This window comes from Amycolatopsis azurea DSM 43854, from assembly GCF_001995215.1.
In the GTDB taxonomy this organism is placed as follows: Bacteria; Actinomycetota; Actinomycetes; order Mycobacteriales; family Pseudonocardiaceae; genus Amycolatopsis; species Amycolatopsis azurea.
Genome location: NZ_MUXN01000005.1, coordinates 16,366 through 39,261, shown reverse-complemented (window position 1 = coordinate 39,261; position 22,896 = coordinate 16,366). Strand labels below are relative to the sequence as shown.

The window sequence follows — 22,896 nt, the reverse complement described above, 5'->3', positions numbered from 1 at the left end:
ACTTTCAGCATCCCGGCGATCAGGATCACGTGCACCACCAGTGAAAGCCGTTGCGTGACACCGACGGGCATGATGTCGGTCAGCGTCTTGAAGAACGGGATGTCGGCCAGGCGCACGAAGATGAAACTGAGCCCGAAGACGATCAGGCTGGCCGCGCTGCCCCAAGCCAGGCGGCCGATCTGCCGGGCCGCGGGGGTGCCGCGCAGGTTGTCGCGCAGGGTGAACCCGGCGGCGGGCAGGCTGAGGAACGCGATGAGGCACGCGTACAGGTGGATCTCGCCGCTGACCGGGTCCGGGTATTCGGGGTAGCTCGCCGGGAAGATCGCGGCCGCCGCCAGTCCGAGTGACCACAGCACGAACAGCAGTTTCGTGGTGCGGCTGAGCGGGATGCCCGCCGCGGCCAGCGCGCCGAGCGCGGTCAGCGAGCCGATCGACAGGGAAAGCACGCTGGCCCCGAGCATGCCCGTGCCGCGGTCGACGTAGGCGTAGCTGGACAACGTGTCGAACACCGGATCGCGTGAGCTGATCAGGTGCAGCACCACCATGGTGACCAGCGCCCAGCCGATCGCCGCGACCGACGCGATGAGCCAAGGCTTGGCCCGCGATCTCTCCCCGGGAAACGTCATGCGTCCAGCCTGCTCGCGCGGGCGTGGATTTCCGATCCGGGAAGCCCCCGGTTCTACCCTGGGGCTACCCCTAGCTCGACCAGTACCAGTAGCTGGTCATCGTGCCTTTTCGCGCGGGGCCAGCGGGCGCCGTCCGGGTCCTGTTTCTCCGCCGTGCGCACCGCGTCGAGGACCGCGTCCGGACCACGCTCGCGGCTGAGGGCGAGCACCTCCGGCCAGCCGAACAGGCCGTACTCGTCGACCCCGATCGCGACCCCGTCCGTCGCCAGCAGCAGGGCTTCGACCTCCGAACGCGGCCAGCTGCGGCGGACGGCCTCGTCGGCCGCCTTCGGTTCCGCTTCGGCGACCCAGAAGCCGTCCGGCGCGTTGCGTTTCGCGCGGACGTCGGCCCCTGTGCGAAGCTGCCCGCTGTCACGGAGCGAAACCAGCCTGTCGTCCGTAAGCGGGTCCGCGCCGGAGGGGCCGAAGGCGATGATGGGACTGTCGGCGAGCACCAGCGCGTCGACGGTGTCGTCTGTCCAGCGCGCGATCGCGACCGTGCTCGACGGTGATCGTCCCGGTTCGAGACCTTCACGACCCGCGACGTCGGCGATCGACCCGGCCAGCAGGACCGCGAGATCCGCCTCGGGTTCCGCGGTCAGCGCCCGCGACAGGCTGCGCACGAGCAGGCTCGCGTACCAGCCGCCGGACGGCAGATCCGGTCGCGGCGCGGTCGCCCCGTCGAGCACCACCACGGCGTTGCCGAGTACGGCGACGTGGTCTTCGGTCGGGCGCGATGCTCCGTCCGCGCCTACTCCGTCCCTTTCCGCCACTGCGATTTCGACCATGGCCAGACCCTAACTGTCAACTGAGGTTGACGCGGGCGAGATGTCAACGTAGGTTGACGTCATGACCGAAGCGACAGATCTGGCCGCGCGAGCCGGCGACCGCGATCCCCGGGTGGGATTGCGCGCCGTCGCCGCCTTGCGCCGGCTGTTGGAACAACTCGAGGCCGTGCAGGTCCGCAGCGCGCGGGTGCACGGCTGGTCCTGGCAGGAGATCGCGGCCGAGCTGGGGGTCAGCAGGCAAGCGGTGCACAAGAAGTACGGGAGGCACTGATGTTCGAACGGTTCACCACCGAACTCCGCGAGGTCGTCATGGGGGCGCAGCGGGTCGCTTCGGACGAGGGGTCCGCGAACGTCGACCCGCTGCACCTGCTGACGTCCCTCGCCCGGCACGCCGGCGTGCTCACCACCCTGGGCTGCCCGGCGGACGAACTGGCCGACGACCTCCGCCGCGTCCGCCGCCGGGGCGGGATGAGCGACGCCGACGTCGAAGCCCTGAGCGGATTCGGCATCGACGTCGAGCACATCGTCGAGCGGGTCGAGCAGACGCACGGGCCCGGCGCGCTGACCGGGGGACAGCGCGGCGGGCGCGGGCACCGGCCCTTCACGCAGGACGCGAAGAAGGTACTGGAGAAGAGCCTTCGCGAAGCCATCGAAGTCGGCAGCAAGCGCATCGAAGGCGAGCACCTCCTGCTCGCGCTGACGGCGCTTCCCGGGGTGGCCGCCGACGTCCTCGCGCAGCGGGGGATCGACTACCTGGCCGTACGGCGCCTGGTGGAGCAACGCGAGGCCAGCTGACCGTCGGACCGCGGGATGGTGGGGGTTCGTCACTCCCGCATCGTCGCTCGGTGTCGCCCAGCTTCGGAGCTTGATCAACGGAGGATCCGGGACACTCCACGTCCCCGATCCTCCGTTGATCAAGATCGCGCCGGTCACGACCGGTGGCAGACGACGTCACGGGGGAGGATTCCGGACGTTCAACGGCCGGAATCCTCCCCCGTTGATGAAGGATTTAGGGCGTTCAGCGTCGCGAATCCCTCATCAACGAGACCGAGCGTGGAGGATCCAGGACGTTCACCGTCCCAAATCCTCCACACACAGCTTTCGCGACATGCCCGACCATCCCGGCGGCGACCCGTCAGGCCCGCTCACGCCACACGACGTACGGCAGGAAGGCCTGCGTCAGCGGTCCGATGGCCAGCGCGTAGAGGACCGTGCCGACACCGACGGTGCCGCCCAGCAGCCAGCCGGCGGTCAGGACGGTGATCTCGATGAGGGTCCGGACGAGGCGGATCGACTTGCCCGTCCGGGCCGCGAAACCGGTCATCAGCCCGTCGCGGGGGCCCGGGCCGAGCCGCGCCCCGACGTAGATCGCGGCGGCGAGGCCGTTGAGCACGACACCGGCGACCAGGTTGAGGATCTGCCAGCCGAGGACGTCCTGCTCGGGCAGGAACAGCCGGACCAGGTCGACGGTCAGCGAGATGACCACGATGTTGGCGAGCGTGCCGATCCCGGGCCGCTGCCGCAGGGGGATCCACAGCAGGAGCACCAGGACCGAAGCGATCGCGGTGACCGTGCCGAACGACAGGCCGGTGAGCTTCATCAGGCCCTCGTGCAGCACGTCCCACGGGTCGAGGCCGAGCCCCGACCTGGTCAGCATGGCCATGCTGCCGCCGTAGAGGGCGAGCCCGCCGACGAGCTGGATCGAACGGCGGGTGGTGTCGTGGGAGATGCCGACGGGTTTGAGGTCGAGTTTGAGTGCCACGGATGCACCATCAGGGGTAAGTGGCTACCTTGACCATGACCAATCTGGAACAATTGGTCTTATGGAACCGCTGATCCCGCTGACTGGACGCGTTTCAGGCTCGAAATTGGCCATTTTGCTGGGGAGTTGGCGGCAGAGTGGTTCTCGACACGGTGCCGCGGATCTCGCGGCGGCGGTCGAGCTGCTCGTCCTCGACGGAAGGCTCCCGCTCGGCACGAAACTCCCCGCCGAACGCGAGCTGGCCGACGCCCTCGAAGTCAGCCGCACGCTGATCGGCGCCGCGCTGGACAAACTGCGGGCCGACGGGCTGGTCGCCAGCCGTCGCGGGGCCGGGTCCTGGATCGCGTCTCCCGGGGGCAGGGGCCGGGAGACGATCCTGCCGTCCGGGGAGGACCTCATCGACCTCGCCCAGGCCTGCCCGCCCGCGATCCCCGGTCTGGTCCCGGCCGTGGACGCCGCGCGCAAGGCGCTGGTGGACCACCTCGGCGAGAACGGCTATCACGTGCGCGGCCTGCGGATCCTGCGTGAGCGGATCGCTCGCCGCTACACCGAACGCGGCCTGCCGACCAACGCCGACCAGGTGATGATCACCAACGGCGCCCACCACGCGTTCGTACAGGTCCTGCGCATGCTGGCCGGCCCCGGCGACCGCGTGCTGGTCGAGCAGCCGACGTATCCGAACGCGCTCGAAGCCATCGGCGCCGCACACGCCATTCCGGTGCCGGTGCCGCTCGACCCGGCCACCGGCTGGGACGTCGTCGGAATCGAGGCCGCGCTGCGGCAGTCCGCGCCGAGGCTCGCGTACTTCGTCGCGGACTTCCAGAACCCGACGGGCCTGCGCATGGACGCGGCCGACCGGGAGCGGCTCGCGGCCGCGCTGAGCCGCGCGCGGACGCCCGCGATCATCGACGAGACCCTGGTCGAACTGGACCTCGAGGGCGATCCGGCCGACGGGCCGCCGCCGCTGGGCGCGTTCGCGGGCGACCTCGGCATCACGATCGGTTCGGCGTCGAAGTCGCATTGGGCCGGACTGCGGCTCGGCTGGATCCGCGCTTCCGAGGACGTCGTCGGCAGGCTGATCGCGGCCCGGTTCGCCGTCGACCTGGGATCGCCGGTCTTCGAGCAACTCGTCCTCGCCGAACTGCTGGACGACGGCGGGGCCGCGCTGGCGCACCGTCGAGAGGAGACGCTGGCCCTGCGCGACGCGCTGACCGGGGCGCTGAACTGGTACTGCCCGGAGTGGACGTTCACCGTGCCGCCCGGCGGGCTTTCGCTGTGGTGCCGCCTGCCGGAGCCGATGAGCACACGCCTGGCCGTCGCGGCGGCGGGACACGGAGTGCAGGTGGCGCCGGGTTCGCGGTTCGGTGTCCACGGTGGACTGGAGCGCTGGCTGCGCCTGCCGTACTCGCTCCCGGCCGACAGGCTGTTCGAGGCCGTGCGACGGCTGGGCGCGGCCGCCGCTTCGGTCGCCGCGACCCCCGCCACGGCCGCCCCGGTCACCGTCCAGGTCACCTGACCCGGAAACGGAAATAGCCGGTGCGCCGGCGGGGCGGCCGATGCTCCAGGGAGGGCATCGGCGCCGCACGACCAGCGCACCGGCTATCCGGCCCGCCCCGAGACCGAAATCTCGGGACGGGCACCGCGGCGGTTACCCGGCACAGCCCCTCGACGTGCCGGGAACCGCCCGCGGTTCAGGTGGACTTCGAGCTTGGCCGGCTCCTGCTCGGCGCGGTGAGCAGAAGCCCCCGGAGTCCACCCGGTGCTGGTCCCGGCGCCGCCGGGGCAGCGCGGCGCCGGGACCGGGATCCGAACCGGCCGGGCGCGGTCGGCCGTTCGGGAAGACAGGGGGATACCTGAACGAGGGCAGGCGAAAGCGGACTCAGGCCGAGGACTTCAGAGGACGTCGAAACCCGAAGTTGATCTTGGTTTGGACGTGGTTCTCCCCGGCGACCCGGTCAGGTCAGTCGGGGGAGGTGGCCGGAAGCGCGGCTTCCCGGCCGGTGCGCTCGCCTTCGTGGTCGCAACCGGCTCCGATGAGCTTCAGCTGCGTGGCGGGCATTCCGGAGTCGAGCACGGCGAGCGGCCCGCGGCCGCCGCCGGAGTGGTCGTGCCCTGGCTGCGCGCTCGTCGTGGGCGCGACCGGGGTCGCCGGGGTGTTCGGCAGGCCACCGCCGCCGCCCGAGCCGCCGCCGTCCGGGGACGCGTGCGTGTCGGAAGCGGCGGGCCCGGCCTGAGCAGGCTTGGGGTCGGTCTTGAGCTGCACGGGCAGCGCGGCGAGGCGGTGGTTCTGGACCGCGGGCGCCGGGGTGGGCGGCGTGGCGGGGACGAACGGACGCGGGTCCGGCGTGATCGGCTCGGACGCGGGCGTCGTGGCGGTCTTGGCCGGGACGGCGATGGTGACCGAGCCGCCCGCCGACTGGCCCGAGCCGCCGCCGAAGACGGGGTCGAGCACGTCGCCGGCGCCCGGCAGGAGCCCCGGATTGCTCGATCCGCAGCACGGACCCGGTTTGACGATCGGTTCGACGACGTGCTCGCTGATTCCGCCGAGGACCCCGCCGACGGTTTCGACGACCCCGCCGACCGTGTTCGTGACGAGGTTCAGCACGCCGCCGAGGAGGCCGCCCAGCAAACCGCCGGACGCCTGAGGCTTCGAAGTCTTCTTTTCCGGTTCCGGAGAAGAAGACTTCTCGACGGAACTCGCGTTCGATACGGCCTTTTCCTCGACGGTGCTCTCGGAAGACGCGGCCTCGGGCTCCGTGGCCGGCTCCTTGGCCGAAACGGGAGCGGGCTCTTCCTTCGGGGATTCGGTCTTCGGGGTTTCGGTGGTATCGGCGGCTTTCGTGGTCCCGGTCGCGCTGGAGTCCGAAGTGGACTCCTCCGGTGTAGCCGTTTTCCCGGATCCCGCTTCATTCGCGGGCTGGACCACGGAGGTCTCCGGCGTCACGGGGGTCTGCTCGTCGGCCGAAGCCGGAGTGGACAGGACGGCGCCGAGAAGCCATCCCGTGAGCGCGAGCCCGCCCGCGAAAAGAATTCGCGCGCCGGTCTTCGGGAAGGTGAGGCCGTGACGGGACACGACTGCCGCACCACTCACAGCAATCACCACCGTCCGCGCCTGAAACCCACGTTCTCCGCGTGAGTTCGATCTTTCTTGGGGTCTCTTCCGGTCAGGTCGCAGTTCCCCCGGGGCTGCACCAGTTTTAGCACCGGAGGGGAGTGTTTCATCTCAGCCGCCGCTGATCCAGCCCGTTAGGCGGAACGACGCAACCGGCTCCGGTGCATGGAGTACCGAAGTTGATCACTCTCGGTGTGTGCCCGGCGGCCATCCGAGTCCGGGTGGAACTACTCAAATCCGCGATGACCTGACCTTTTCCGGATCCCTGCTGCGGTGTGTGCCGTCCAAGTCGCGTTCGGTGATCGACGTGGCGGTCGCGGGCCGTCTGGAGAGGAGAGTCCGGGATGTGGGACGTGAAAGCGGTTTCGGCGGCGGTGCTCGGCGCGCTGAAGACCTATCGCCTGACCGAATCCGACGCCAGGGACGTCTGTCAGGACGCTTGGCTGGAACTGCTCCGCGCGCCGGGAGCGCTACGCGACGAAGCGAAACTCAGGGCTTGGCTGACGACCACCGCGCGGCGCCGGGCGGTCCGGATGATCACCAGGAACAGGCGTGAAAATCCGCGCCCGGTCCCGGCCGCCGAGCCGAACCCGGCCGCCGGTTCGACCCCGGAGGCCGAGGTCGTCCGCGCCGAACTCGGCCGCGCGCTCTGGGCGGCGGTCGATCTCCTGCCGGACGTCCACCGGCGGCTGATGTGGCTGCTCGCACACCGGCCGGAACTGTCCTACGCGCAGCTCGCGGGGGAGCTGGGGATCAGTCCGGCCAGTGTGGGCAGGCTGCGAAGAAGGTGCCTCGACCGGCTCAGACGCGCGCTCGAAAAGGGCGGCTGGGCGTGAAGGACATCGGACGAGTCACTGGAGTTTGCGCAATCGGGTGACCGCTTCGTCGATGACCTCGTTGCGCTTGCAGAACGCGAACCGCAGCAGATGTTTCCACTCTTCCGGGTGATCGGTGAACACCTTTACGGGCACGGCCGCCACCCCCACCCGTTCGGGGAGCTGCCAGGCCAGTTCCCCGGCGTCCTCGAAGCCGAGCGGACGCACGTCGGCGCAGATGAAGTACGTCCCCGCGGTCGGCCGGACGGCGAACCCGGCCTCCGCGAGACCGGCCGCGAGCCGGTCCCGTTTGGCCTGCAGGCTCGTGCGCAGTTCCTCGGCCCAGGGCACCTCGTGGTCCAGCGCGTGGGCGACGGCCGGCTGGAGCGGGCCGCCCGAGACGAAGGTGATGAACTGCTTCGCCGCCTTCACCGCCGCGACCAGATCCGGGCTCGCGCAGACCCAGCCGATCTTCCAGCCGGTGCAGTTGAACGTCTTGCCCGCGCTGGAGATCGAGACCGTGCGGTCGCGCATGCCGGGGAACGTCGCGAGCGGCAGGTGCTCGGCGTCGTCGAAGACCAGGTGCTCGTACACCTCGTCGGTGATCGCGATCAGGTCGTGCTCGACGCAGAGCGCGGCGACGACCTCCAGTTCGGCGCGCGTGAACACCGTGCCGGTCGGGTTGTGCGGCGAGTTGATCAGGATCGCCCTGGTCCGGCCGGTCACCGCGGCGCGCAGGCCCTCGATGTCCAGCGCGAACCGGCCGTCGCGTTCCACCAGGCCGACGACCCGCCGCTCCGCCCCCGCCATGGCGACCGCGGCCGCGTACGAGTCGTAGTAGGGCTCGATGACGATGACCTCGTCGCCCGCCTGCGTCAGCGCGATGAGCGACGCGGTGATGGCCTCGGTGGCACCGGCGGTGACCAGGATCTCCGTGTCGGCGTCGTACTCGATGCCGTAGCGGCGGCGATGCCGCGCGATCGCCGCGCGCAACTCCGGCCGTCCCGGACCCGGTGGGTACTGGTTCGCGCCTCCGAACAGCGCGTTCTTGGCGGCGTCGAGCATCCCGGCGGGTCCGTCGGTGTCGGGGAAACCCTGGCCGAGGTTGACGGCTTCGTGGCGGACGGCCAGTGCCGTCATCTCCGTGAAGATGGTCGACGTGAAGGGCTGGAGGCGGGGTACTAGGACAGGTTCGCGCACGATCAGCCATCCTCACGGACAATGGTGGTGTGGAGCAACTGACGCCCGCCAAGGTGACCCCAGCCGATCCGCCAGGTGGAACAGCCGCCGAGGAGGAGAAGCGCCGCGGCCTGCGCAAGATGAAGATGGTCGCGCTGTCGTTCCTGCTCGGGGCGACGGTGATCTTCCTGCTCACCAGCTGGGCCGAGGCCGCGGGCTGGCCGGGCTGGGTCGGCTACGTCCGTGCCGCCGCCGAAGCCGGGATGGTCGGCGCGCTCGCCGACTGGTTCGCGGTGACCGCGCTGTTCCGGCATCCGCTGCGGATCAAGATCCCGCACACGGCGATCATCCCGAACAAGAAGGACGCGCTGGGCAGCAGTCTCGGTGACTTCGTCGGCTCGAACTTCCTGTCCGAGTCCGTGATCCGCGAGAAGCTGAGCCGGGTCGAGGTGTCGAAGCGGCTCGGTGGCTGGCTTTCGCAGCCGAAGAACGCCGAACGCGTGACGTCCGAGCTGGCGACCGTCGTGCGCGCCGCGGTCAAGGTGCTCCGCGACGAAGACGTCCAGGCGATCATGGAACAGGCCGTGGTCAAGCGGATCGTGGACAAGCCGTGGGGCCCGCCGCTCGGCAAGATCCTGGAGGGCGTGTTCGCCGACGGGGCGCACCACAAGCTGGTCGACCTGATGTGCGACCGCGCCTACGAATGGGTGCGGGACAACCACACGACGATGCTGCGCGTGGTCTCGGACCGGGCGCCGAGCTGGTCGCCGAAATTCGTCGACGAGATGCTCGCGGACAAGGTCTACGGCGAGGTCCTGTCCTTCGTGTGGGCGGTGAAGACCGACGTCAACCACCCCATGCGGCTGGCGCTGGACAAGTTCCTCGGCGAGTTCGCCCAGGACCTCCAGACCGACCCCGAGGTGATGGCGCGCGCCGAGCAGGTCAAAGCCCAGATGCTGGGGCACGACGAGGTGCAGAAGCTGATCGGCTCGGCGTGGGCGACGGCGAAGGAGATGCTGCTCAACGCCGCCGAGGACCCGTCGAGCGAGCTGCGGCGCCGCGTGCGCACCGGACTCGAGACCCTGGGCGGTCGGCTGGTCTCCGACGACCAGATCCGGTCCAAAGTGGACACCTGGGTGGAGGGCGCGGCGGCCTACGTGGTCACGCACTACTCCAAGGAGATCACCACGATCATCACCGACACCGTGGAGCGCTGGGACGCCGAGGAGACCTCGCGCAAGATCGAGCTCCAGGTGGGCCGGGATCTCCAGTTCATCCGGATCAACGGCACGGTGGTCGGCGCGCTCGCCGGTCTGGTCATCTACGCGGTCGCGCAGCTGCTCTTCTGAGCCTCGGCGCATATACCACACTCCGGAGGCCTCACCCGGAGTTGTCCACAGGAAGTGGAGTCATCCCCAGGGTTATCCACAGCATTTCACGTCTTTGGCCTAACGCTGTGCACAACCCCTGGGGGTAACTCGGGGGTGGGTGACCCCAGAAGTTGTGGTCATTCGGGTCCGGATAGGTGCGGACGCCCGCCAGATCACAAGTGTCGTCCACCTGATCACGCGTGTCGTCCCTCCAATCACGTGAGTCGTCCGCCGGGGCGTCCCGCCTCAGGTCGAGATGTCCGCCGTCCGCGCCCGCCAGGTCCGCGCCTTCTCCCGGTTCCCGCAGGCCCGCATCGAGCACCACGTCCTCGACCGGTTGCGCGATTCGTCGTAGAACGCCCACAGGCAGTCGTCCGCCGGGCAGATCTTGAGCCGGATCCACTCGCCGAGCACGGTCAGCCGGGTGGACGCCGCCATCACCGCTTCGCTGACCGTTTCCGCGACGAGGAGCGGGCCTTCCGGGCCGAGGACGATCTCCGCCGGCGCGCGCAGGCCGAGCCGGGGCAGTCGCGGGTCGCCGATGGCCGCCCGCAGCGCGTCCCGGGTTTCGCGCGCGGCCGCGGGGGTGTCCGCCCGCAGCCGGTGATCGCGCGCCCAGCGTTGCCAGGGCTCCAGATCGTCCAAGAGGTCGGTGCCGTGCTCGACGTTCACCGTGTTCAGAAACTCGACCACCAGGGACGCGTCGGTGTTCACCTCGCACAGTGTACGGGCGAGACCTGTTGTCATCGGCTCCGATAACCCGCATACTCGGTTCACTGGTTACTCGATCGTCTTGGAGGATGGACCATGGGTGCGGTACCGACCTTCGGCGCGGTGGCCCTCGACTGCCCGGACCCGGTCGCGCTGGCGGAGTTCTACCGCGAGCTGCTCGACTGGAAGGCGGCCGAAGTCGCCGAAGACGGCCATTGGGTGACGCTGCGGAATCCCCAGGGCGGTGCGCGGTTCTCGTTCCAGCGCGTGCCGGACTACCGCCCGCCCGCTTGGCCGTCCGCCGAGAACCCGCAGCAGGCGCACATCGACCTCGACGTCACCGACATGGAGGCCGCCCACGAGCGCGCGCTGGCCATCGGCGCGAAGCTGCTGGACGACTCCCCGGAGACGTTCCGGGTGTACGCGGATCCGGCCGGACACCCGTTTTGCCTGTGCGCCTGCTGACCTCGGACGAGAAAAATGCGTAATCTCTGATACGTGATTTGTCCGAAGTGCCAGAACGCCATGAAGACCGTCGACAAGAACGGCATCCACATCGACCAGTGTCAGGGATGCCGCGGCATCTTCCTGGACAGGGGCGAACTGGAGGCCATCGCCGGTGCCGAGAACTCGTACTACGGCGGGCACCAGCCTCCGCCGTACCAGGGAGGTGGGCACGCGCCGGCGCCGCACTACGGCCGTCCGGACTCCCCGCGGCCGCATCGCGGCGGGTACGCCGACTCCCCGAAGGGCTACCGGGGCGGTTACGCCGACTCGCCCAAGGGATACCGCGGCGGCTACGCGGACTCCCCGCACGGGTACGGCCACCACGGCAAGCGTCGCAAGGGCGGCTTCCTCGAAGGCCTCTTCGACTGACCGTGGTCCTCGATCTCAAGATCTGCCCGGCCTGCGGTGATCGCGCCGAACGGCCACACGTCGAGAGCGGGCTGCTGGTGTGCGCGGAATGCGCGCACCGGTGGCCGTTCCGGCGGCTCCCGTTGTTCGCGCTGACCGGGCCGAGCGGGGCGGGCAAGTCGACGGTCGGGCCGCTGCTGGCGCGCCGTCTCGGCGACCTCGCGCTCGTGGTCGAGCAGGACGTGCTGTGGACCGGGGCGTTGCGCGACGACGTCCCCGGTCATCCCGCGTTCCGCTCGACCTGGCTGCGGATGGCGGCGATGCTGCACCAGAACGGCCGTCCGGTCGTGCTCTGCGGCACCGTCGCGCCGCCCGAGTTCGAGCGGCTGCCCGAGCGCGTCTTCTTCTCCGACATCCACTACCTGGCGCTCGTCAGCGAGCCCGAAGCCCTCCGCAAGCGTTTGCTGGCGCGGCCCGCGTGGCGCGAGTGGGACGAGGAGCGGGTCGAGGAGATGCTGGAGTTCAACGAGTGGCTGCAACGGGAAGCGCCCTCGATGGCTCCGCCGGTCGAGGTGTTCGACACCACCCACCTCCCGGTGGACGCCGCCGTCGACCACGTCGAGACCTGGGTGCGAAGCCTGCTTTCAGGGACACAAGGGCCAAGTGCGGCCGTCGGGTGAATCCAGCCAGATCACCTGCTCCTCGCCGTCGAGGCTGAGCCCGAACCGGTCTCGCCACGGCTGGCCGAGATCGAGCCACTCCTCGTACGCGCTTTCGACGCCTTCCCACAGTCGCCGCGGGCCGCCTTCGGCCACTTCGAACCCGCCGCCTGCCTGCCGGTGCCGTATCCATGAGCCGTCCGGATGGACCAACGCGGTGATCCCGCCTTCGCGCAGGGCAGCCACACCCGGGAGCTGAAGCCCGGCGAAGAACTCGAAGCGGCTGCGGACCTCCGTGATCACTCCTATCGGCAGCCGCGTCGGCCGCCAGACGACGTCGCCTTCCGGCACCTTCGACGGCTTGAAGCGGTGCGCGCGCAGTGGCATGAAGCGACCGTCGCGCGCCAGTACCCGTCCGTGGCCGGTCGCCCCTTCGCCCGCGACGATCCGGACGAGCCCGCCGCCGATCGGCCGGTTGAGCGTGGTGACGATGAGCCCGCCCGGCACCGTCTGTTCCAGCCACGCGGGCGGGATCGACGACACCGAGCACGTACAGATGACCCGGTCGTAGAGCACGCCCGCCGGGAAGCCCTCGGCGCCGTCGCCCGCGGCGCACGACGGCGCGTATCCGGCTTCCGCGAGCCGCTTGCGCGCGGCGTCGACCAGATCCGGGTCGATGTCCACTGTGTACACCAGCCCGGAGCCGAGCCGCTGGCACAGCAGGGCGGCGTTGTAGCCGGTGCCCGTGCCGATCTCCAGGACGCGGTTCCCGTCGGCGACCCGGAGCTCTTCGAGCATGATCGCCATGATCGTCGGCTGGCTGGACGAACTCGTCGGCGTCCCCGGCTGCGCGCCGAGATAACGGGCCCGTTCCCAGAGCCCGGAATCGTCGTCGAGCTGGACGACCAGCACGTCGGGGGAGTAGACGCGGGCGAGCCACTTGTCGTCGCCGGTCTCCATCGCGGCCCAGCCGTTCGCCGCCGGGACGAAGAACCGCGGCAGGAAGACGTGTCTCGGCACGGTGCGGAACGCGGTGATCCAGCGCGCGTCGTGCAGCACCCCCTCGCCGAGCAGATGCCCGACCAGGCGCCGCCGCAGCCGCGTCGCGTTCGACATCCCTCCACGGTAGCCGGGTGAGCACCGACACACCCGATGGTTGCAAGCAGAGTGCTTGCAATAGCTAGCACTCGCGCGTAGCGTTGAAGACGTCGCGAGGAGGTGACCGATGTCAGACACCAACCGGGATCAGCCCGCATCGGGCGGACCGATGGAGAAGGTCGCGGACATCGCTTCCGACATCGGCGAGTACATCAGGCAGCAGCGCAGCAACGCGAAGATCTCCTTGCGGCAGCTGTCGAAACTCGCCGGAGTGTCCAATCCGTACCTGAGCCAGATCGAGCGCGGGGTCCGCAAACCCAGCGCGGAGATCCTGCAGCAGATCGCCAAGGGCCTGCGTATCTCGGCCGAGGCGCTCTACGTGCAAGCGGGAATCCTCGATCTGCCCACGGGCGGCCCGGTCGGCGACGCGATCCGCGCCGACACCGAGCTGACCGAACGGCAGAAGCAGGTCCTGCTCGACGTCTACGAATCGTTCCGTCGCGAGAACGCCGCCGCGAAGCCGACGCAGGCGGCGGACGCGAAACCCGAAGACCCCGCAGCCGAATCCAAGGAGACAGCATGACCACGGCCACGACCACCAAGACCGAACGCAAGCACACCGCCCTCGACCAGGTCCGCACCCCGCTGCTGGCCGCGCTCGGCGCCGGCAACCTGGCGGGCCAGGCCGTCGTCGACGCCGTCTCGAAGGCCAAGGAGCGTGTCGTCGAGAGCGGCGAGGCCGCCCGCAAGAACATCGAGGAGCTCCCGCACGACGTCGAGGGCCTCCGCGAGAAGCTGGACCCGGCCGAGCTGCGCAAGGTCATCGACGAGTACACCGAGGCCGCGCTGAAGCTGTACAACAAGCTGGCCGAGTCCGGTGAGCAGGCGTGGGACAAGTTCGCCGCGCAGCCGCAGGTCAAGAAGACCATCGAGCAGCTCGAAGAGGCGCTGAGCACCGCGCAGGACCGCGTCGAGGACGTGACCACCGACGCCCGTGAGCGCATCGACACCGTGCTCGGCAAGGTCACCAAGGGCACCCGCTCGGTGGGCGAGAAGACCGCCCGCAAGGTGACCGAGGTCGCCGGCGAGATCGCCGACGAGGTCGAGGAGATCGGCGACGACCTCGCGCACGAGACCCGCTCGGCTTCGCGCAAGGTCGCCAACAAGACCGCGCCGAAGACCACCTCCCCGGCCGCGCGCCGCACCAGCACCACCGCGGCCGCCAAGAAGCCGGCCACCGCGCCGAAGACGACCGACAAGTAGGTCCGCGCGAACTCCCAGGGCCCCCGGCACCGCTTCGGTGCCGGGGGCCCGGGTCATTCGCCCGGTTTGACGTAAGCTGGCTTCGTGCTCGTTGCCACCTGGATCCTCATCGCCATCCATTGGGCCGGCGCACTGACGGGGCTGTTCGCGTTCGTGCACGCGCTGCGTCAGCGCTCGGACGCGTACTCGGCCGCCGATCGCAAGACCAAACCCATCTGGATGCTCATCACCGGCGGGGCCACCGTCGTGATGGTCCTGTTCGAGTTCTACGGCGGCGGCATGATCCTTTGGCTGCCCGCCCTGGTCGCGGTCCTGGTCTACCTCGTCGACGTCCGCCCCAAGCTGATCGAGGTGCAACGCGGCGGCCGCAACTGGTGATTAGGGTGGGTCCTGTGACTGACTGGACCATCGCCGGAAGCCTCACCGTCGTCCCCGCCCCGTCGCGTACGGACCTGCTCGCCGAGCCCGTCGCCAAGGCCCTCGCCGCCCTGCCCGATCCCGACGCCCTCGGCGTCGCCGAGATCGACGCCGAGCTGGCCGACACCGCCGCCTTCTGCGAGGCGTACGGCTCCCCGCTTTCCGCGTCCGCGAACTGCGTCGTCGTCGCCGGCAAACGCGCCGGTGAGGTCCGCTTCGCCGCCGCCCTGATCCTCGCCACCACCCGCGCCGACGTGAACGGCGTGATCAAACGCCGTCTCGACGTCCGCAAGGCGTCCTTCGCCCCGATGGACGAGGCCGTCTCGATCACCGGCATGGAGTACGGCGGCATCACCCCCGTCGGCCTGCCCGAGTCGTGGCCGATCCTGATCGACCGGCGCGTCGCCGACGAGCCCGAGCTGATCATCGGGAGCGGGATCCGCGGCAGCAAGCTGCTGATCTCGGGTTCGGCGCTCGCCTCGCTCCCCGGTGCCGAGGTGATCGACGACCTCGCCCGTCCCGTCGAGTGAGGCTGTCCACAAAGGACTTCTCGCTGGCTTCGGCGTTCGAAGCGGCCTTCCTGGAGATCGACCCCGCGTTGCTGGCGGGGCTCGGTGAAAACCGCGCCCGCGTCCTCGGCGCGCTGACCGACCGCCCCGTCTACGGCGTGAACACCGGCATGGGGCGGCTCGCCGGGATCGCGGTGGACGCGTCGGCCGCGCACCAGCGGAACCTGCTGATCGGCCGGGCCGTCGGCGGCCCGCCCTGGCTCTCGCCCGGCGAGGTGCGCTGGCTCCTGCTGGTGCGCCTGCGGGATCTGCTCGCGCCGGAGGCGGGCGCGAGCCCGGAGCTGGTGACGTTCCTCGTCGGCCGGCTCAACGACGGGTTCACGCCCGCCGTGCCGAGGACGGGGCTGGGCAGTGCCGGGGAGATCATCCCGCTGGCGCACGCCTTCCAGACCTTTCTCGGCGTCGGGACCGTGCTGGTGGACGGCGTCGAGACGCCCGCGTCGGAGGTACTCGCGAAGCCGTACGAACCCGGCCTCAAGGAGGGCGCGACCCTCATCCAGGGCTCGCCGCTGGCCGAGACGCTCGCCGCGTTCGCGCTCACCGAGGTCCGGCGGCTCGTGGAAATCCAGACGCTGGCCGCGGCGATCGCGATCGACGTTCTCGGTGCGCCGCAAGCGATCTACCGTCCTTCGCTGGCGGGGGACGACGAGGTTCTCCGGGCGGTCCTGGCCGCGGTGAGCGAACTGATCCGAGGTTCCGCCGAACGGCCGCAGGTCGTGCAGGCGCCCGTTTCCGTCCGGGTCGCGCCGCGCGCGATCGCCCATGTGACGCGGGTCGCCGACGAGCTGGACGAGGTCCTGCGCCGCTCGATGCCGACCGACTCGCCGGCGTTCCTGGACGGCGAATTCGTGTCCACGACGGGTTTCCACGCCGTCGAACTCGGGCTGCGGATGGACGCGGCGACGGCGGCGCTGGCGCATCTCGGCGAAGTGAGCGTCCAGCGGGCGCACCGGATGCTGGACGAGCGATTCAGCGGTCTGCCCGCGCAGTTGGCGGCGGATCCGGGATCGCAGGCGGGGTTGACGCCGTTGCACAAACGCGCGGTGGGGGAGCTGCACGCGCTGCGGCGGCTGGTCACGCCCGCGACGCTGGGCTCCGTCGACACTTCCGCCGGACAGGAGGACGTGCAGGCGTTCGCGTGGGCGGCGGGGAATCAGCTCCGCGACGCCTGCGCGCGGATGTCCGCCATCACGGCCTGCGAGCTGATCACGGGTTCGCAGGCGCGGTGGCTGGCTTCCGGGGAAGGAGCGCCGGGACTCCGGCCCGCTTACGAGCGGCTGCGGGAACTGGTGCCGCCGGTGGCCGGGGATCGGTCATTGGGGCCGGAAGTGACTGCTCTCGTCGCCGCGTTTACCGCCGGGGGATTTGGGCCGTTCTGACGGCGATCCCGGTGTCGGCGCTCCTTAATCTTGGTGGTCCACAGTGTTTTCGAGAATGGGGACACCCATGAATCACCGAAGACCTGGGCGCGTCGCGCTCATGATCTCCACGCTGGTCCTGCTCATCGGCTCGATGGCGAGCGCGACACAAACCGCTGCTCTCGCAACACCTTTGGCGATACCGCAAGAGTCGCCACCGCCTGGGTATCCCCTTCCGCACACCGACCGGAACATACCCGAGCCCGTCACTTTCGACGGATGTTATCTCAGTCGCCCTAATCCGGCGGACGGGTACTTCAAGAATCGTTTTTCCACCTGTCAGATCACGCAATTGCATTACAAGCGGTACGCGTGCCCCGAGCAGGCCTGTCCGCTCGTCGGCGAGGCGGTCGTGTTCGTGGTCGTCACCCGGAACATGGAACCTGGGCAACGCCGCGTCGTCATCGGCCACCGGATGCAGTTCTCCTCCCTCCGCGGCCTGCCCGACACCACGCGGTTCGGCGCCACCATGACGTGCGCCGCGAAGTACACCACCGGGACCGCGGACTGCGACGTGCCCGAAGCCAAGATCTCGAAGAGCATCGCGGAGTGGAAGGCCCAGCCCGTCGAGAACACGGTGTTCACCATGCGCGGCCAGGACGTCCCGGATCCCAAGGAGTCGCCGGAGATCCAGGCTGAGAAGCGCACCTGGTACAAGCTGGGCCGGACCCTGTTCGTCGAGGGCGAGAACGGCGTGGTGGAGAACGCGCCGGTCCTCTCGGCCGAAGCGCGGTGCGACGACGCCGACTACGTCCGAGGAAGCAAGTGCGTCTTCCAACGGCCGGCCCTGTTCTTCGTGGATCTTCAGGAACCGGCTGCCGCGGACTACGGGCGGCTGGTGGCCGACGCGATCCGCCGCAATATCAAGGAAGCCTATCCCGGCAGCGCGGTAGGTCATTACATTCCGGGGTGGCTTGGCGACATCCTGGCGTTGCGTACCCATCCGCTCACGCGAACCAACCACCAGCCGGCTCAAGAAGCCAACAAGACGGTCTCCGAGCGATATTGCGCGGCGCGGTGGGGCCCGGACTGGCGTACCGGTCCGGACGGGACGGTTCTCAAGTGCGCCGCGTATCCGTTCAACAGCACGAGAGACGGGGCGGGCCGTTATCCGGGGCACTCGGCAGGCGGGGCCTTCGCCGTGAAACCGGTCGCCGAGAGTGTCTTCCTGGCGATGGAGCAGACCGTGAACGACTTCATCAGCCGGCACCACATCCTCGACGGTGATCAGTACTGGATCTGGATTCTCGACTAGAACCAGGGGTCAGGCCTGGGCCTCCGCGCGGGACTGGATCGCCAGCCCGCGCGGAGTCGCCCAACGCGTGATGAGCGCGAAAACGCCCTCGCACACCAAAGCCAGGACGACGACGGCGATGCCGCCCGCCAGGATCTCGCCGTGGCCCGGTTCCCCGAGCGCGAAACCGTCCACAATGTACCGTCCGAGTCCGCCGCCGTCGTTGACGATCGCGCCGATCGCGACGGTGGCCACCAGTTGCAGGAACGCGACGCGTGCACCCGCGAGGATGACCGGCGACGCGAGCGGCAACTCCAGGCGCAGCATGATCTGCCACTCGCGGTAACCGGTTCCGCGCGCGGCGTCGACGGTTTCCTGCTCCAGTTGGATGACGCCCGCGTAGGTGTTGGTGAACAACGGCGGCAGCGCCAGTGCCACCAGCGCGAGCATCAGCGGCCAGAACGTCGTGTCGACTTCGAGCCGGGAAGCCAGGAACCAGAACAGGATCACCAGTCCGAAGCTGGGGATCGCGCGGCCGATGTTCACCGCGCTCGTCGCGAGGAACTGGGCGCGGCGGTAGTGCGCGAGCCACAGCGCGGGCGGGATCGTCAGCACGGCGGAAATCGCCAACGCCACCAAGGAGAACTGCAGGTGCTCGACGGTCCGGTACGGCACGCCCGCCGGTTCGGTCCAGCTCCAGCGGTTCGGCTCGCCGAACCACTCGATGGTCTGGTCGATGATGCTCATCGCGACGCCGCCTTCCGCGACCACGGCGCGAGCGCGCGCCCACCGAGCCACAGCAACAGATCCACCGCCACGGCGAGCACCACGGAAAGTCCGACGCCGACGATGATCGACGTCGGGTTCGGCGTCGCGGTCTGGATCCCGTTGCGGATGAAGTATCCGAGCCCGCCCTTGCCGAGCATGGAAGTCACCGTCACGAGGCCGATCGTGGTCACCGCCGCGACACGCAGCCCCGCGACCACCACCGGCAGCGCGAGCGGCAGTTCGACCTGCCACAGCAACCGCGCCCGCGTGAAACCCATGCCTATCGCGGCTTCGCGGACTTCCTTGGGCACCTGTTCGACACCCGTGACGATGTTGCGGATGAGGATCAGCAACGTGTACGTCGCCAACGGGATGACCGCGGTGGTGAAGGACGTCAGGCCGGTGAAGGGCACCAGTACGGCGAAGGCGCCGAGGCTCGGGATGACGTACAGCGAACCCGCCGCGCCCAGCGCGAGGGCGTAGAACCACCGGCGACGCAGCGAAACCACGGAAACACCGATCGACACCACGAGTCCGATGGCGAGCGCCGCCGCGGTGAGCGTGATGTGCTCGCCGAGCCGCTCGAAGATCTCGTCGAGATGGCGGTCCACCCACCGCCACTCGAAGAGCGGCCGTCCGCCCTGGGCGGATACGGGGAACACGGAGGATGCTCGCACCGGCCGACCTTACCCCGTTCGGACGGCCCGATTCCGTTCTCTGGGAGCGCACGGGGCGCAACTCTCAATATGTGGATTCTGTCGTGACCCAGGGATACGGTTCATTCCTCTGAACGAGTCATAGGAGTGTGCACGTGCGCTGGACACGGAATGTTCGAGTGGGCGCGGTGCTGGCCGCCGCCGTCCTCGGTATGACCGCCTGTGGGGGTGGCGACGACGCGGCGGCCCCGGCCGCGCAGGGCAAGGGCGGCGCGCCGATCGTGGTCGCCTCCTTCAACTTCACCGACAGCGTGATCCTCGCCGAGCTGTACGCGAACGCGCTGGAGGCCAAGGGCTACCCGATCACCCGGAAGCTGAACCTCGGTTCGCGCGAGCTGATCTACCCGGCGCTCAAGTCCGGTGAGCTCCAGTTCGTCCCGGAGTACCAGGGTGCCGCCATCAGCACCGGATTCGGCAAGGAAGCCGCGAAGGACGCGGCGGGCGAACACGAACAGCTCAAGAAGCTGTTCGAGCCCGACGGCATCGGCCTGCTGGAGCAGTCGCCGGCGGAGAACAAGAACACCTACATCGTGAAGGCCGACCTCGCCAAGGAGAAGGGGCTGGCGAAGATCAGCGACCTGTCCAAGGTCGACAACGTCGTCGTCGCGGGCGCGCCCGAGTGCGCGGAGCGGCTTCCTTGCTTCAAGGGCTTCACCGACGTCTACAAGCTGAAGGCGACTTTCCAGACCGTGCAGGAGGCGGGCCCGCGCGTCGAGCAGCTGCGGTCCGGCAAGGTCACCGTCATCCCGGTCGACTCGGTGAGCCCGCTCGTCGGCGACCCGCAGTTCGTGGCGCTGGAGGACGACCTCGCCATCGTGCCGACCGAGAACGTCGTGCCCGCGGTGAACAAGAAGGTCCTCGACGAGCGCGGCGCCGACTTCGCGGCCGCCGTCAACGCCGTGAGCAAGGCCCTCGACACCGCGCAGCTGCGTGAGCTGAACAAGCGCGTCGACTCGGACGGCGAGAAGCCGGGCGACGTCGCGAAGGACTGGCTGAAGGAGAAGTCCCTCATCTAGCCCGTACCTGGGGCCGGTCGCGACACTCGGGGATTCCCTCGGTCCTGGCCTGGAGTGTGTTGCGAAAGCCACTTTCGCAACCTTCAACGTTGCGAAAGTGGCTTTCGCAACGTCGCCTTCCCACCAGGCGGTGCCGCCCGAGGGGGCGCTCACTCCTCCTGCGCACGGCGGTGGAATCGTGGACGCTGTCTTGCAACACGGGTGAAAGGGAGTGGGATGGGAAAGGTCACGGCCATCGCGGAGCGCACCATCGAAGCGCCGGCGGACAAGGTCAGGGCGCTCGTCGCGGACTACGCCGAAACCCGACCGAAGCTGCTGACCGAGCACTACCGCGACTACGAGGTCACCGAAGGCGGCGTCGGCGCGGGCACGAAGGCGAGCTGGAAGCTGCAAGCGACGTCGAAGCGCGTGCGGGACGTCGCCGCGACGGTGACCGAGCCGTCCGAAGGCACCTACGTCGAGACCGACGCGAACTCCAGCATGGTCACCACGTGGACCGTCCACGAGGTGCCGGAGGGCAGCCTCGTCCGCATCGAGACGTCCTGGGACGGCGCGGGCGGCATCGGCGGCTTCTTCGAGAAGACCTTCGCGCCCGGCGGGCTCAAGCGGATCTACGAGGGAGTGCTCGGCAAGCTCGCCGAGGTCGTGTAGCGCTCACCACAATCGGAATGGTCGCCCCGGTTAGCCCGTTGTACCGGGCATGGATACGGGGCGATCGCCCCGCTTCGGCCACAGACTTTGGAGTTACCTCGTGAACGCAATCGAGATCCGGCTCGCCTCCCGTCCGCACGGTGTCCCGACGCTGGAGAATTTCGAGATCGCCGACGTCGAGATCCCGGTGCCGGGCGACGGGCAGATCCTGGTCCGCAACCAGGTGCTGAGCGTGGATCCGTACATGCGTGGCCGGATGAGCAGCGCGAAGTCCTACGCCGAGCCGTACGAGGTCGGCAAGGTCATGCACGGCGGTGCCGTCGGTGAAGTGCTCGAGTCCACCGTGGACGGTTTCCGGCCGGGCGACATCGTGCTGCACGGCCTCGGCTGGCGTTCGCACGCCGTCGTCGACGCCAAGCACGCGGTGAAGGTCGACCCCGAGGCCGCGCCGGTCACGGCATACCTCGGCGTCCTCGGCATGACCGGGCTCACCGCGTACGCCGGGCTGCTCGACGTCGCGGAGTTCAAGGAGGGCGACACCGTCTTCGTGTCCGGTGCGGCGGGCGCCGTCGGGTCCGTCGTCGGGCAGCTCGCGAAGCTGAAGGGCGCGAAGCGGGTCATCGGCAGCGCGGGCACGGACGACAAGGTCAAGTGGCTGACCGACGAACTGGGCTTCGACGCGGCGTTCAACTACAAGGACGCCCCGGTCATCGAGCAGCTGCGCGCGGCGGCGCCCGAAGGCATCGACGTGTACTTCGACAACGTCGGCGGCGAGCACCTCGAAGCGGCCATCGACTCGATCAACCTGCACGGCCGGATGGCGATCTGCGGGATGATCTCGGTCTACAACAACACCGAACCGGCCGCGGCGCCGCGCAACCTCGCGTCGATCATCGCGAAGCGGTTCACCATGCGCGGCATGCTCGTGGGCGACCACTTCGCGCTGCAGCCGCAGTTCGTCAAGGAGGTCGCGCCGCTGGTGTCCTCCGGCGAGCTCAAGTACTCCGAGACCATTGTGGACGGTATCCGCAACGCGCCGCAGGCTTTCCTGGACCTGATGGACGGGGCGAACACCGGCAAGATGCTCGTCCGCGTCTGACCCCGGGCCGAAGGGCGCTTTCCCCGCATCCCCTGCGAGGAAAGCGCCCTTCGCCGCGTCCGATGCGGAGAAAGCGTCCTTCAGCCTCAGTACTGGGTCGTGAGGGCGCCTTCGGTCAGGGCGGCGTCGAGCGCCTCCGCCGTGACGTCCAGCTTCATCTGGTCCCGGAAGATCTGGCCCGCGGTCGGCAGGCTGGAGCGCTCCGGCCAGGTGTCCGGCTTCCACAGCGAGGACCGCAGGAAAGCCTTGGCGCAGTGCATGTACAGCTCTTCGACCTCGACCAGGATCGCCAGCGCGGGCCGCTTGCCCTTGACCACGAGGTCGTCGAAGAACGGCGCGTCGGCGACCAGTTTCGCGCGGCCGTTGATCCGCAGCGTCTCGTTCATGCCCGGCACGATGAACAGCAGTCCGGCGTGCGGGTTCTCGATGATGTTGGTCTGGCTGTCGAGCAGCTTGTTGCCCGGCCGGTCCGCCAGCACCAGGGTGTTGTCGTCGAGCACCTTCACCGAACCCGCCGGGTCGCCGCGCGGGGAGACGTCGCAGGTGCCGTCGGACGACGCCGTCGCCAGCAGGTAGAACGGCGAGTGTTCGATCAGCGTGCGCGCGTGCTGGTCGATGAAGGGGATGATCTTCCCCCGCGTCCGCTCGGCCGGGTGGCCCAGGTGCTCACGCAGCGCATCGAGCGTCTCGATCGTTTTGATCTCTGAAGTCCCCATGACCTCAGTGAATCA

General features: G+C 69.2%; 26 protein-coding genes and 1 pseudogene. 17 read left to right on the top strand and 10 right to left on the bottom strand.

Going from position 1 to position 22,896, the window contains the following annotated elements:
* Window positions 1-74: 74 nt before the first annotated feature.
* Window positions 75-545, bottom strand: a pseudogene (locus tag B0293_RS08030) (DUF998 domain-containing protein); the annotation flags it as partial.
* 134 nt (window positions 546-679) lie between these two features.
* The gene (locus B0293_RS08025) at window positions 680-1,453 is read right to left on the bottom strand and encodes a protein phosphatase 2C domain-containing protein (RefSeq protein ID WP_005163516.1); all 774 of its coding nucleotides are present in this window, start codon (window positions 1,451-1,453) and stop codon (window positions 680-682) included.
* A gap of 61 nt (window positions 1,454-1,514) precedes the next feature.
* Here B0293_RS08025 and B0293_RS08020 point away from each other — a divergent pair, with 61 nt between their 5' ends.
* Entirely contained in the window at window positions 1,515-1,724 is a 210-nt protein-coding gene (locus B0293_RS08020; RefSeq protein WP_004559389.1) for a sigma factor-like helix-turn-helix DNA-binding protein, read from the top strand.
* On the top strand, window positions 1,724-2,248 hold the full coding sequence (locus tag B0293_RS08015) for a Clp protease N-terminal domain-containing protein (protein WP_005163528.1): 525 nt from the start codon (window positions 1,724-1,726) through the stop codon (window positions 2,246-2,248). Before B0293_RS08020 ends, B0293_RS08015 begins: the two co-directional genes overlap by 1 nt.
* A 340-nt stretch (window positions 2,249-2,588) precedes the next feature.
* Here the strand turns inward: B0293_RS08015 and yczE are convergent, their stop codons facing one another.
* Entirely contained in the window at window positions 2,589-3,215 is a 627-nt protein-coding gene (gene yczE / locus B0293_RS08010; protein WP_005163532.1) for a membrane protein YczE, read from the bottom strand.
* A gap of 61 nt (window positions 3,216-3,276) precedes the next feature.
* Here yczE and yczR point away from each other — a divergent pair, with 61 nt between their 5' ends.
* The gene (gene yczR, locus B0293_RS08005) at window positions 3,277-4,731 is read left to right on the top strand and encodes a MocR-like transcription factor YczR (protein ID WP_005163535.1); all 1,455 of its coding nucleotides are present in this window, start codon (window positions 3,277-3,279) and stop codon (window positions 4,729-4,731) included.
* Between the two features lie 444 nt (window positions 4,732-5,175).
* Here the strand turns inward: yczR and B0293_RS08000 are convergent, their stop codons facing one another.
* A complete protein-coding gene (locus B0293_RS08000) occupies window positions 5,176-6,288 on the bottom strand; it encodes a hypothetical protein (RefSeq protein ID WP_005163538.1) in 1,113 nt (370 codons plus the stop codon).
* Between the two features lie 383 nt (window positions 6,289-6,671).
* Between B0293_RS08000 and B0293_RS07995 the strand changes: the two genes are divergently transcribed.
* Window positions 6,672-7,163: an RNA polymerase sigma factor gene (locus B0293_RS07995; RefSeq protein WP_005163540.1), complete on the top strand. Its 492-nt coding sequence runs from the start codon at window positions 6,672-6,674 to the stop codon at window positions 7,161-7,163.
* Window positions 7,164-7,178: 15 nt separating this feature from the next.
* Here B0293_RS07995 and B0293_RS07990 read toward each other — a convergent pair whose 3' ends face one another.
* Window positions 7,179-8,342, bottom strand: coding sequence for a pyridoxal phosphate-dependent aminotransferase (locus B0293_RS07990; RefSeq protein WP_005163542.1), 1,164 nt, complete (start codon window positions 8,340-8,342; stop codon window positions 7,179-7,181).
* A gap of 29 nt (window positions 8,343-8,371) precedes the next feature.
* On the opposite strand from B0293_RS07990, the gene B0293_RS07985 reads away from it, so the two are divergent.
* Window positions 8,372-9,670: a DUF445 domain-containing protein gene (locus B0293_RS07985; RefSeq protein ID WP_005163543.1), complete on the top strand. Its 1,299-nt coding sequence runs from the start codon at window positions 8,372-8,374 to the stop codon at window positions 9,668-9,670.
* A gap of 267 nt (window positions 9,671-9,937) precedes the next feature.
* Here the strand turns inward: B0293_RS07985 and B0293_RS07980 are convergent, their stop codons facing one another.
* Entirely contained in the window at window positions 9,938-10,405 is a 468-nt protein-coding gene (locus B0293_RS07980) for a CGNR zinc finger domain-containing protein (protein ID WP_005163545.1), read from the bottom strand.
* Window positions 10,406-10,498: 93 nt separating this feature from the next.
* Between B0293_RS07980 and B0293_RS07975 the strand changes: the two genes are divergently transcribed.
* The 3 genes from B0293_RS07975 to B0293_RS07965 are packed head-to-tail and all read left to right on the top strand — an operon-like array spanning window position 10,499 to window position 11,937.
* Entirely contained in the window at window positions 10,499-10,867 is a 369-nt protein-coding gene (locus B0293_RS07975; RefSeq protein WP_005163549.1) for a VOC family protein, read from the top strand.
* A gap of 33 nt (window positions 10,868-10,900) precedes the next feature.
* A complete protein-coding gene (locus B0293_RS07970) occupies window positions 10,901-11,278 on the top strand; it encodes a TFIIB-type zinc ribbon-containing protein (RefSeq protein ID WP_077241269.1) in 378 nt (125 codons plus the stop codon).
* Window positions 11,279-11,280: 2 nt separating this feature from the next.
* The gene (locus B0293_RS07965; RefSeq protein WP_005163554.1) at window positions 11,281-11,937 is read left to right on the top strand and encodes an AAA family ATPase; all 657 of its coding nucleotides are present in this window, start codon (window positions 11,281-11,283) and stop codon (window positions 11,935-11,937) included.
* Here the strand turns inward: B0293_RS07965 and B0293_RS07960 are convergent.
* Window positions 11,902-13,032 (bottom strand): methyltransferase domain-containing protein, encoded by a 1,131-nt coding sequence (locus B0293_RS07960; RefSeq protein WP_005163555.1) that lies wholly within the window; start codon window positions 13,030-13,032, stop codon window positions 11,902-11,904. The two genes, B0293_RS07965 and B0293_RS07960, sit on opposite strands and share 36 nt — an antisense overlap.
* Window positions 13,033-13,183: 151 nt before the next feature.
* Here B0293_RS07960 and B0293_RS07955 point away from each other — a divergent pair, with 151 nt between their 5' ends.
* From B0293_RS07955 to B0293_RS07930, 6 genes are all read left to right on the top strand, one after another.
* Window positions 13,184-13,597, top strand: coding sequence for a helix-turn-helix domain-containing protein (locus tag B0293_RS07955; protein ID WP_085939717.1), 414 nt, complete (start codon window positions 13,184-13,186; stop codon window positions 13,595-13,597).
* Window positions 13,594-14,277: a hypothetical protein gene (locus B0293_RS07950; protein WP_005163557.1), complete on the top strand. Its 684-nt coding sequence runs from the start codon at window positions 13,594-13,596 to the stop codon at window positions 14,275-14,277. Before B0293_RS07955 ends, B0293_RS07950 begins: the two co-directional genes overlap by 4 nt.
* An 84-nt stretch (window positions 14,278-14,361) precedes the next feature.
* Entirely contained in the window at window positions 14,362-14,655 is a 294-nt protein-coding gene (locus B0293_RS07945) for a DUF2516 family protein (RefSeq protein ID WP_005163559.1), read from the top strand.
* A 14-nt stretch (window positions 14,656-14,669) separates the two neighbouring features.
* The gene (locus tag B0293_RS07940) at window positions 14,670-15,224 is read left to right on the top strand and encodes a YbaK/EbsC family protein (protein ID WP_005163561.1); all 555 of its coding nucleotides are present in this window, start codon (window positions 14,670-14,672) and stop codon (window positions 15,222-15,224) included.
* Window positions 15,221-16,642: an aromatic amino acid lyase gene (locus B0293_RS07935; RefSeq protein ID WP_005163563.1), complete on the top strand. Its 1,422-nt coding sequence runs from the start codon at window positions 15,221-15,223 to the stop codon at window positions 16,640-16,642. Before B0293_RS07940 ends, B0293_RS07935 begins: the two co-directional genes overlap by 4 nt.
* Window positions 16,643-16,742: 100 nt before the next feature.
* A complete protein-coding gene (locus B0293_RS07930) occupies window positions 16,743-17,936 on the top strand; it encodes a transporter (RefSeq protein ID WP_245192028.1) in 1,194 nt (397 codons plus the stop codon).
* A 9-nt stretch (window positions 17,937-17,945) separates the two neighbouring features.
* On the opposite strand, the gene B0293_RS07925 is transcribed toward B0293_RS07930, so the two are convergent.
* Together B0293_RS07925 and B0293_RS07920 are read right to left on the bottom strand one after the other, a co-directional pair.
* Window positions 17,946-18,662 carry an ABC transporter permease gene (locus B0293_RS07925; RefSeq protein ID WP_005163568.1) on the bottom strand — a complete coding sequence of 239 codons (717 nt, stop codon included), beginning with the start codon at window positions 18,660-18,662 and terminating at the stop codon, window positions 17,946-17,948.
* Window positions 18,659-19,345: an ABC transporter permease gene (locus tag B0293_RS07920; protein WP_052014542.1), complete on the bottom strand. Its 687-nt coding sequence runs from the start codon at window positions 19,343-19,345 to the stop codon at window positions 18,659-18,661. The genes B0293_RS07925 and B0293_RS07920 overlap by 4 nt, the downstream gene beginning before the upstream one ends.
* A 173-nt stretch (window positions 19,346-19,518) precedes the next feature.
* Between B0293_RS07920 and B0293_RS07915 the strand changes: the two genes are divergently transcribed.
* The 3 genes from B0293_RS07915 (at window position 19,519) to B0293_RS07905 (ending at window position 22,165) form a co-directional block, all read left to right on the top strand.
* Window positions 19,519-20,415 (top strand): ABC transporter substrate-binding protein, encoded by an 897-nt coding sequence (locus tag B0293_RS07915; protein WP_005163572.1) that lies wholly within the window; start codon window positions 19,519-19,521, stop codon window positions 20,413-20,415.
* A gap of 216 nt (window positions 20,416-20,631) precedes the next feature.
* Window positions 20,632-21,066 carry an SRPBCC family protein gene (locus tag B0293_RS07910; protein WP_005163574.1) on the top strand — a complete coding sequence of 145 codons (435 nt, stop codon included), beginning with the start codon at window positions 20,632-20,634 and terminating at the stop codon, window positions 21,064-21,066.
* 100 nt (window positions 21,067-21,166) lie between these two features.
* The gene (locus B0293_RS07905) at window positions 21,167-22,165 is read left to right on the top strand and encodes an NADP-dependent oxidoreductase (protein ID WP_005163584.1); all 999 of its coding nucleotides are present in this window, start codon (window positions 21,167-21,169) and stop codon (window positions 22,163-22,165) included.
* 86 nt (window positions 22,166-22,251) lie between these two features.
* Here the strand turns inward: B0293_RS07905 and B0293_RS07900 are convergent, their stop codons facing one another.
* Window positions 22,252-22,881 (bottom strand): pyridoxamine 5'-phosphate oxidase family protein, encoded by a 630-nt coding sequence (locus B0293_RS07900; RefSeq protein WP_005163586.1) that lies wholly within the window; start codon window positions 22,879-22,881, stop codon window positions 22,252-22,254.
* Window positions 22,882-22,896 lie beyond the last annotated feature (15 nt).

Excerpts from the sequence above, each read along its gene's own strand:
- B0293_RS08025 (WP_005163516.1), bottom strand. The coding sequence starts at position 1,453 with ATGGTCGAAATCGCAGTGGCGGAAAGGGACGGAGTAGGCGCGGACGGA.
- B0293_RS08020 (WP_004559389.1), top strand. The coding sequence starts at position 1,515 with ATGACCGAAGCGACAGATCTGGCCGCGCGAGCCGGCGACCGCGATCCC.
- B0293_RS08015 (WP_005163528.1), top strand. The coding sequence starts at position 1,724 with ATGTTCGAACGGTTCACCACCGAACTCCGCGAGGTCGTCATGGGGGCG.
- yczR (WP_005163535.1), top strand. The coding sequence starts at position 3,277 with ATGGAACCGCTGATCCCGCTGACTGGACGCGTTTCAGGCTCGAAATTG.
- B0293_RS07995 (WP_005163540.1), top strand. The coding sequence starts at position 6,672 with ATGTGGGACGTGAAAGCGGTTTCGGCGGCGGTGCTCGGCGCGCTGAAG.
- B0293_RS07975 (WP_005163549.1), top strand. The coding sequence starts at position 10,499 with ATGGGTGCGGTACCGACCTTCGGCGCGGTGGCCCTCGACTGCCCGGAC.
- B0293_RS07960 (WP_005163555.1), bottom strand. The coding sequence starts at position 13,032 with ATGTCGAACGCGACGCGGCTGCGGCGGCGCCTGGTCGGGCATCTGCTC.
- B0293_RS07955 (WP_085939717.1), top strand. The coding sequence starts at position 13,184 with ATGGAGAAGGTCGCGGACATCGCTTCCGACATCGGCGAGTACATCAGG.
- B0293_RS07950 (WP_005163557.1), top strand. The coding sequence starts at position 13,594 with ATGACCACGGCCACGACCACCAAGACCGAACGCAAGCACACCGCCCTC.
- B0293_RS07930 (WP_245192028.1), top strand. The coding sequence starts at position 16,743 with ATGATCTCCACGCTGGTCCTGCTCATCGGCTCGATGGCGAGCGCGACA.
- B0293_RS07925 (WP_005163568.1), bottom strand. The coding sequence starts at position 18,662 with ATGAGCATCATCGACCAGACCATCGAGTGGTTCGGCGAGCCGAACCGC.
- B0293_RS07910 (WP_005163574.1), top strand. The coding sequence starts at position 20,632 with ATGGGAAAGGTCACGGCCATCGCGGAGCGCACCATCGAAGCGCCGGCG.
- B0293_RS07900 (WP_005163586.1), bottom strand. The coding sequence starts at position 22,881 with ATGGGGACTTCAGAGATCAAAACGATCGAGACGCTCGATGCGCTGCGT.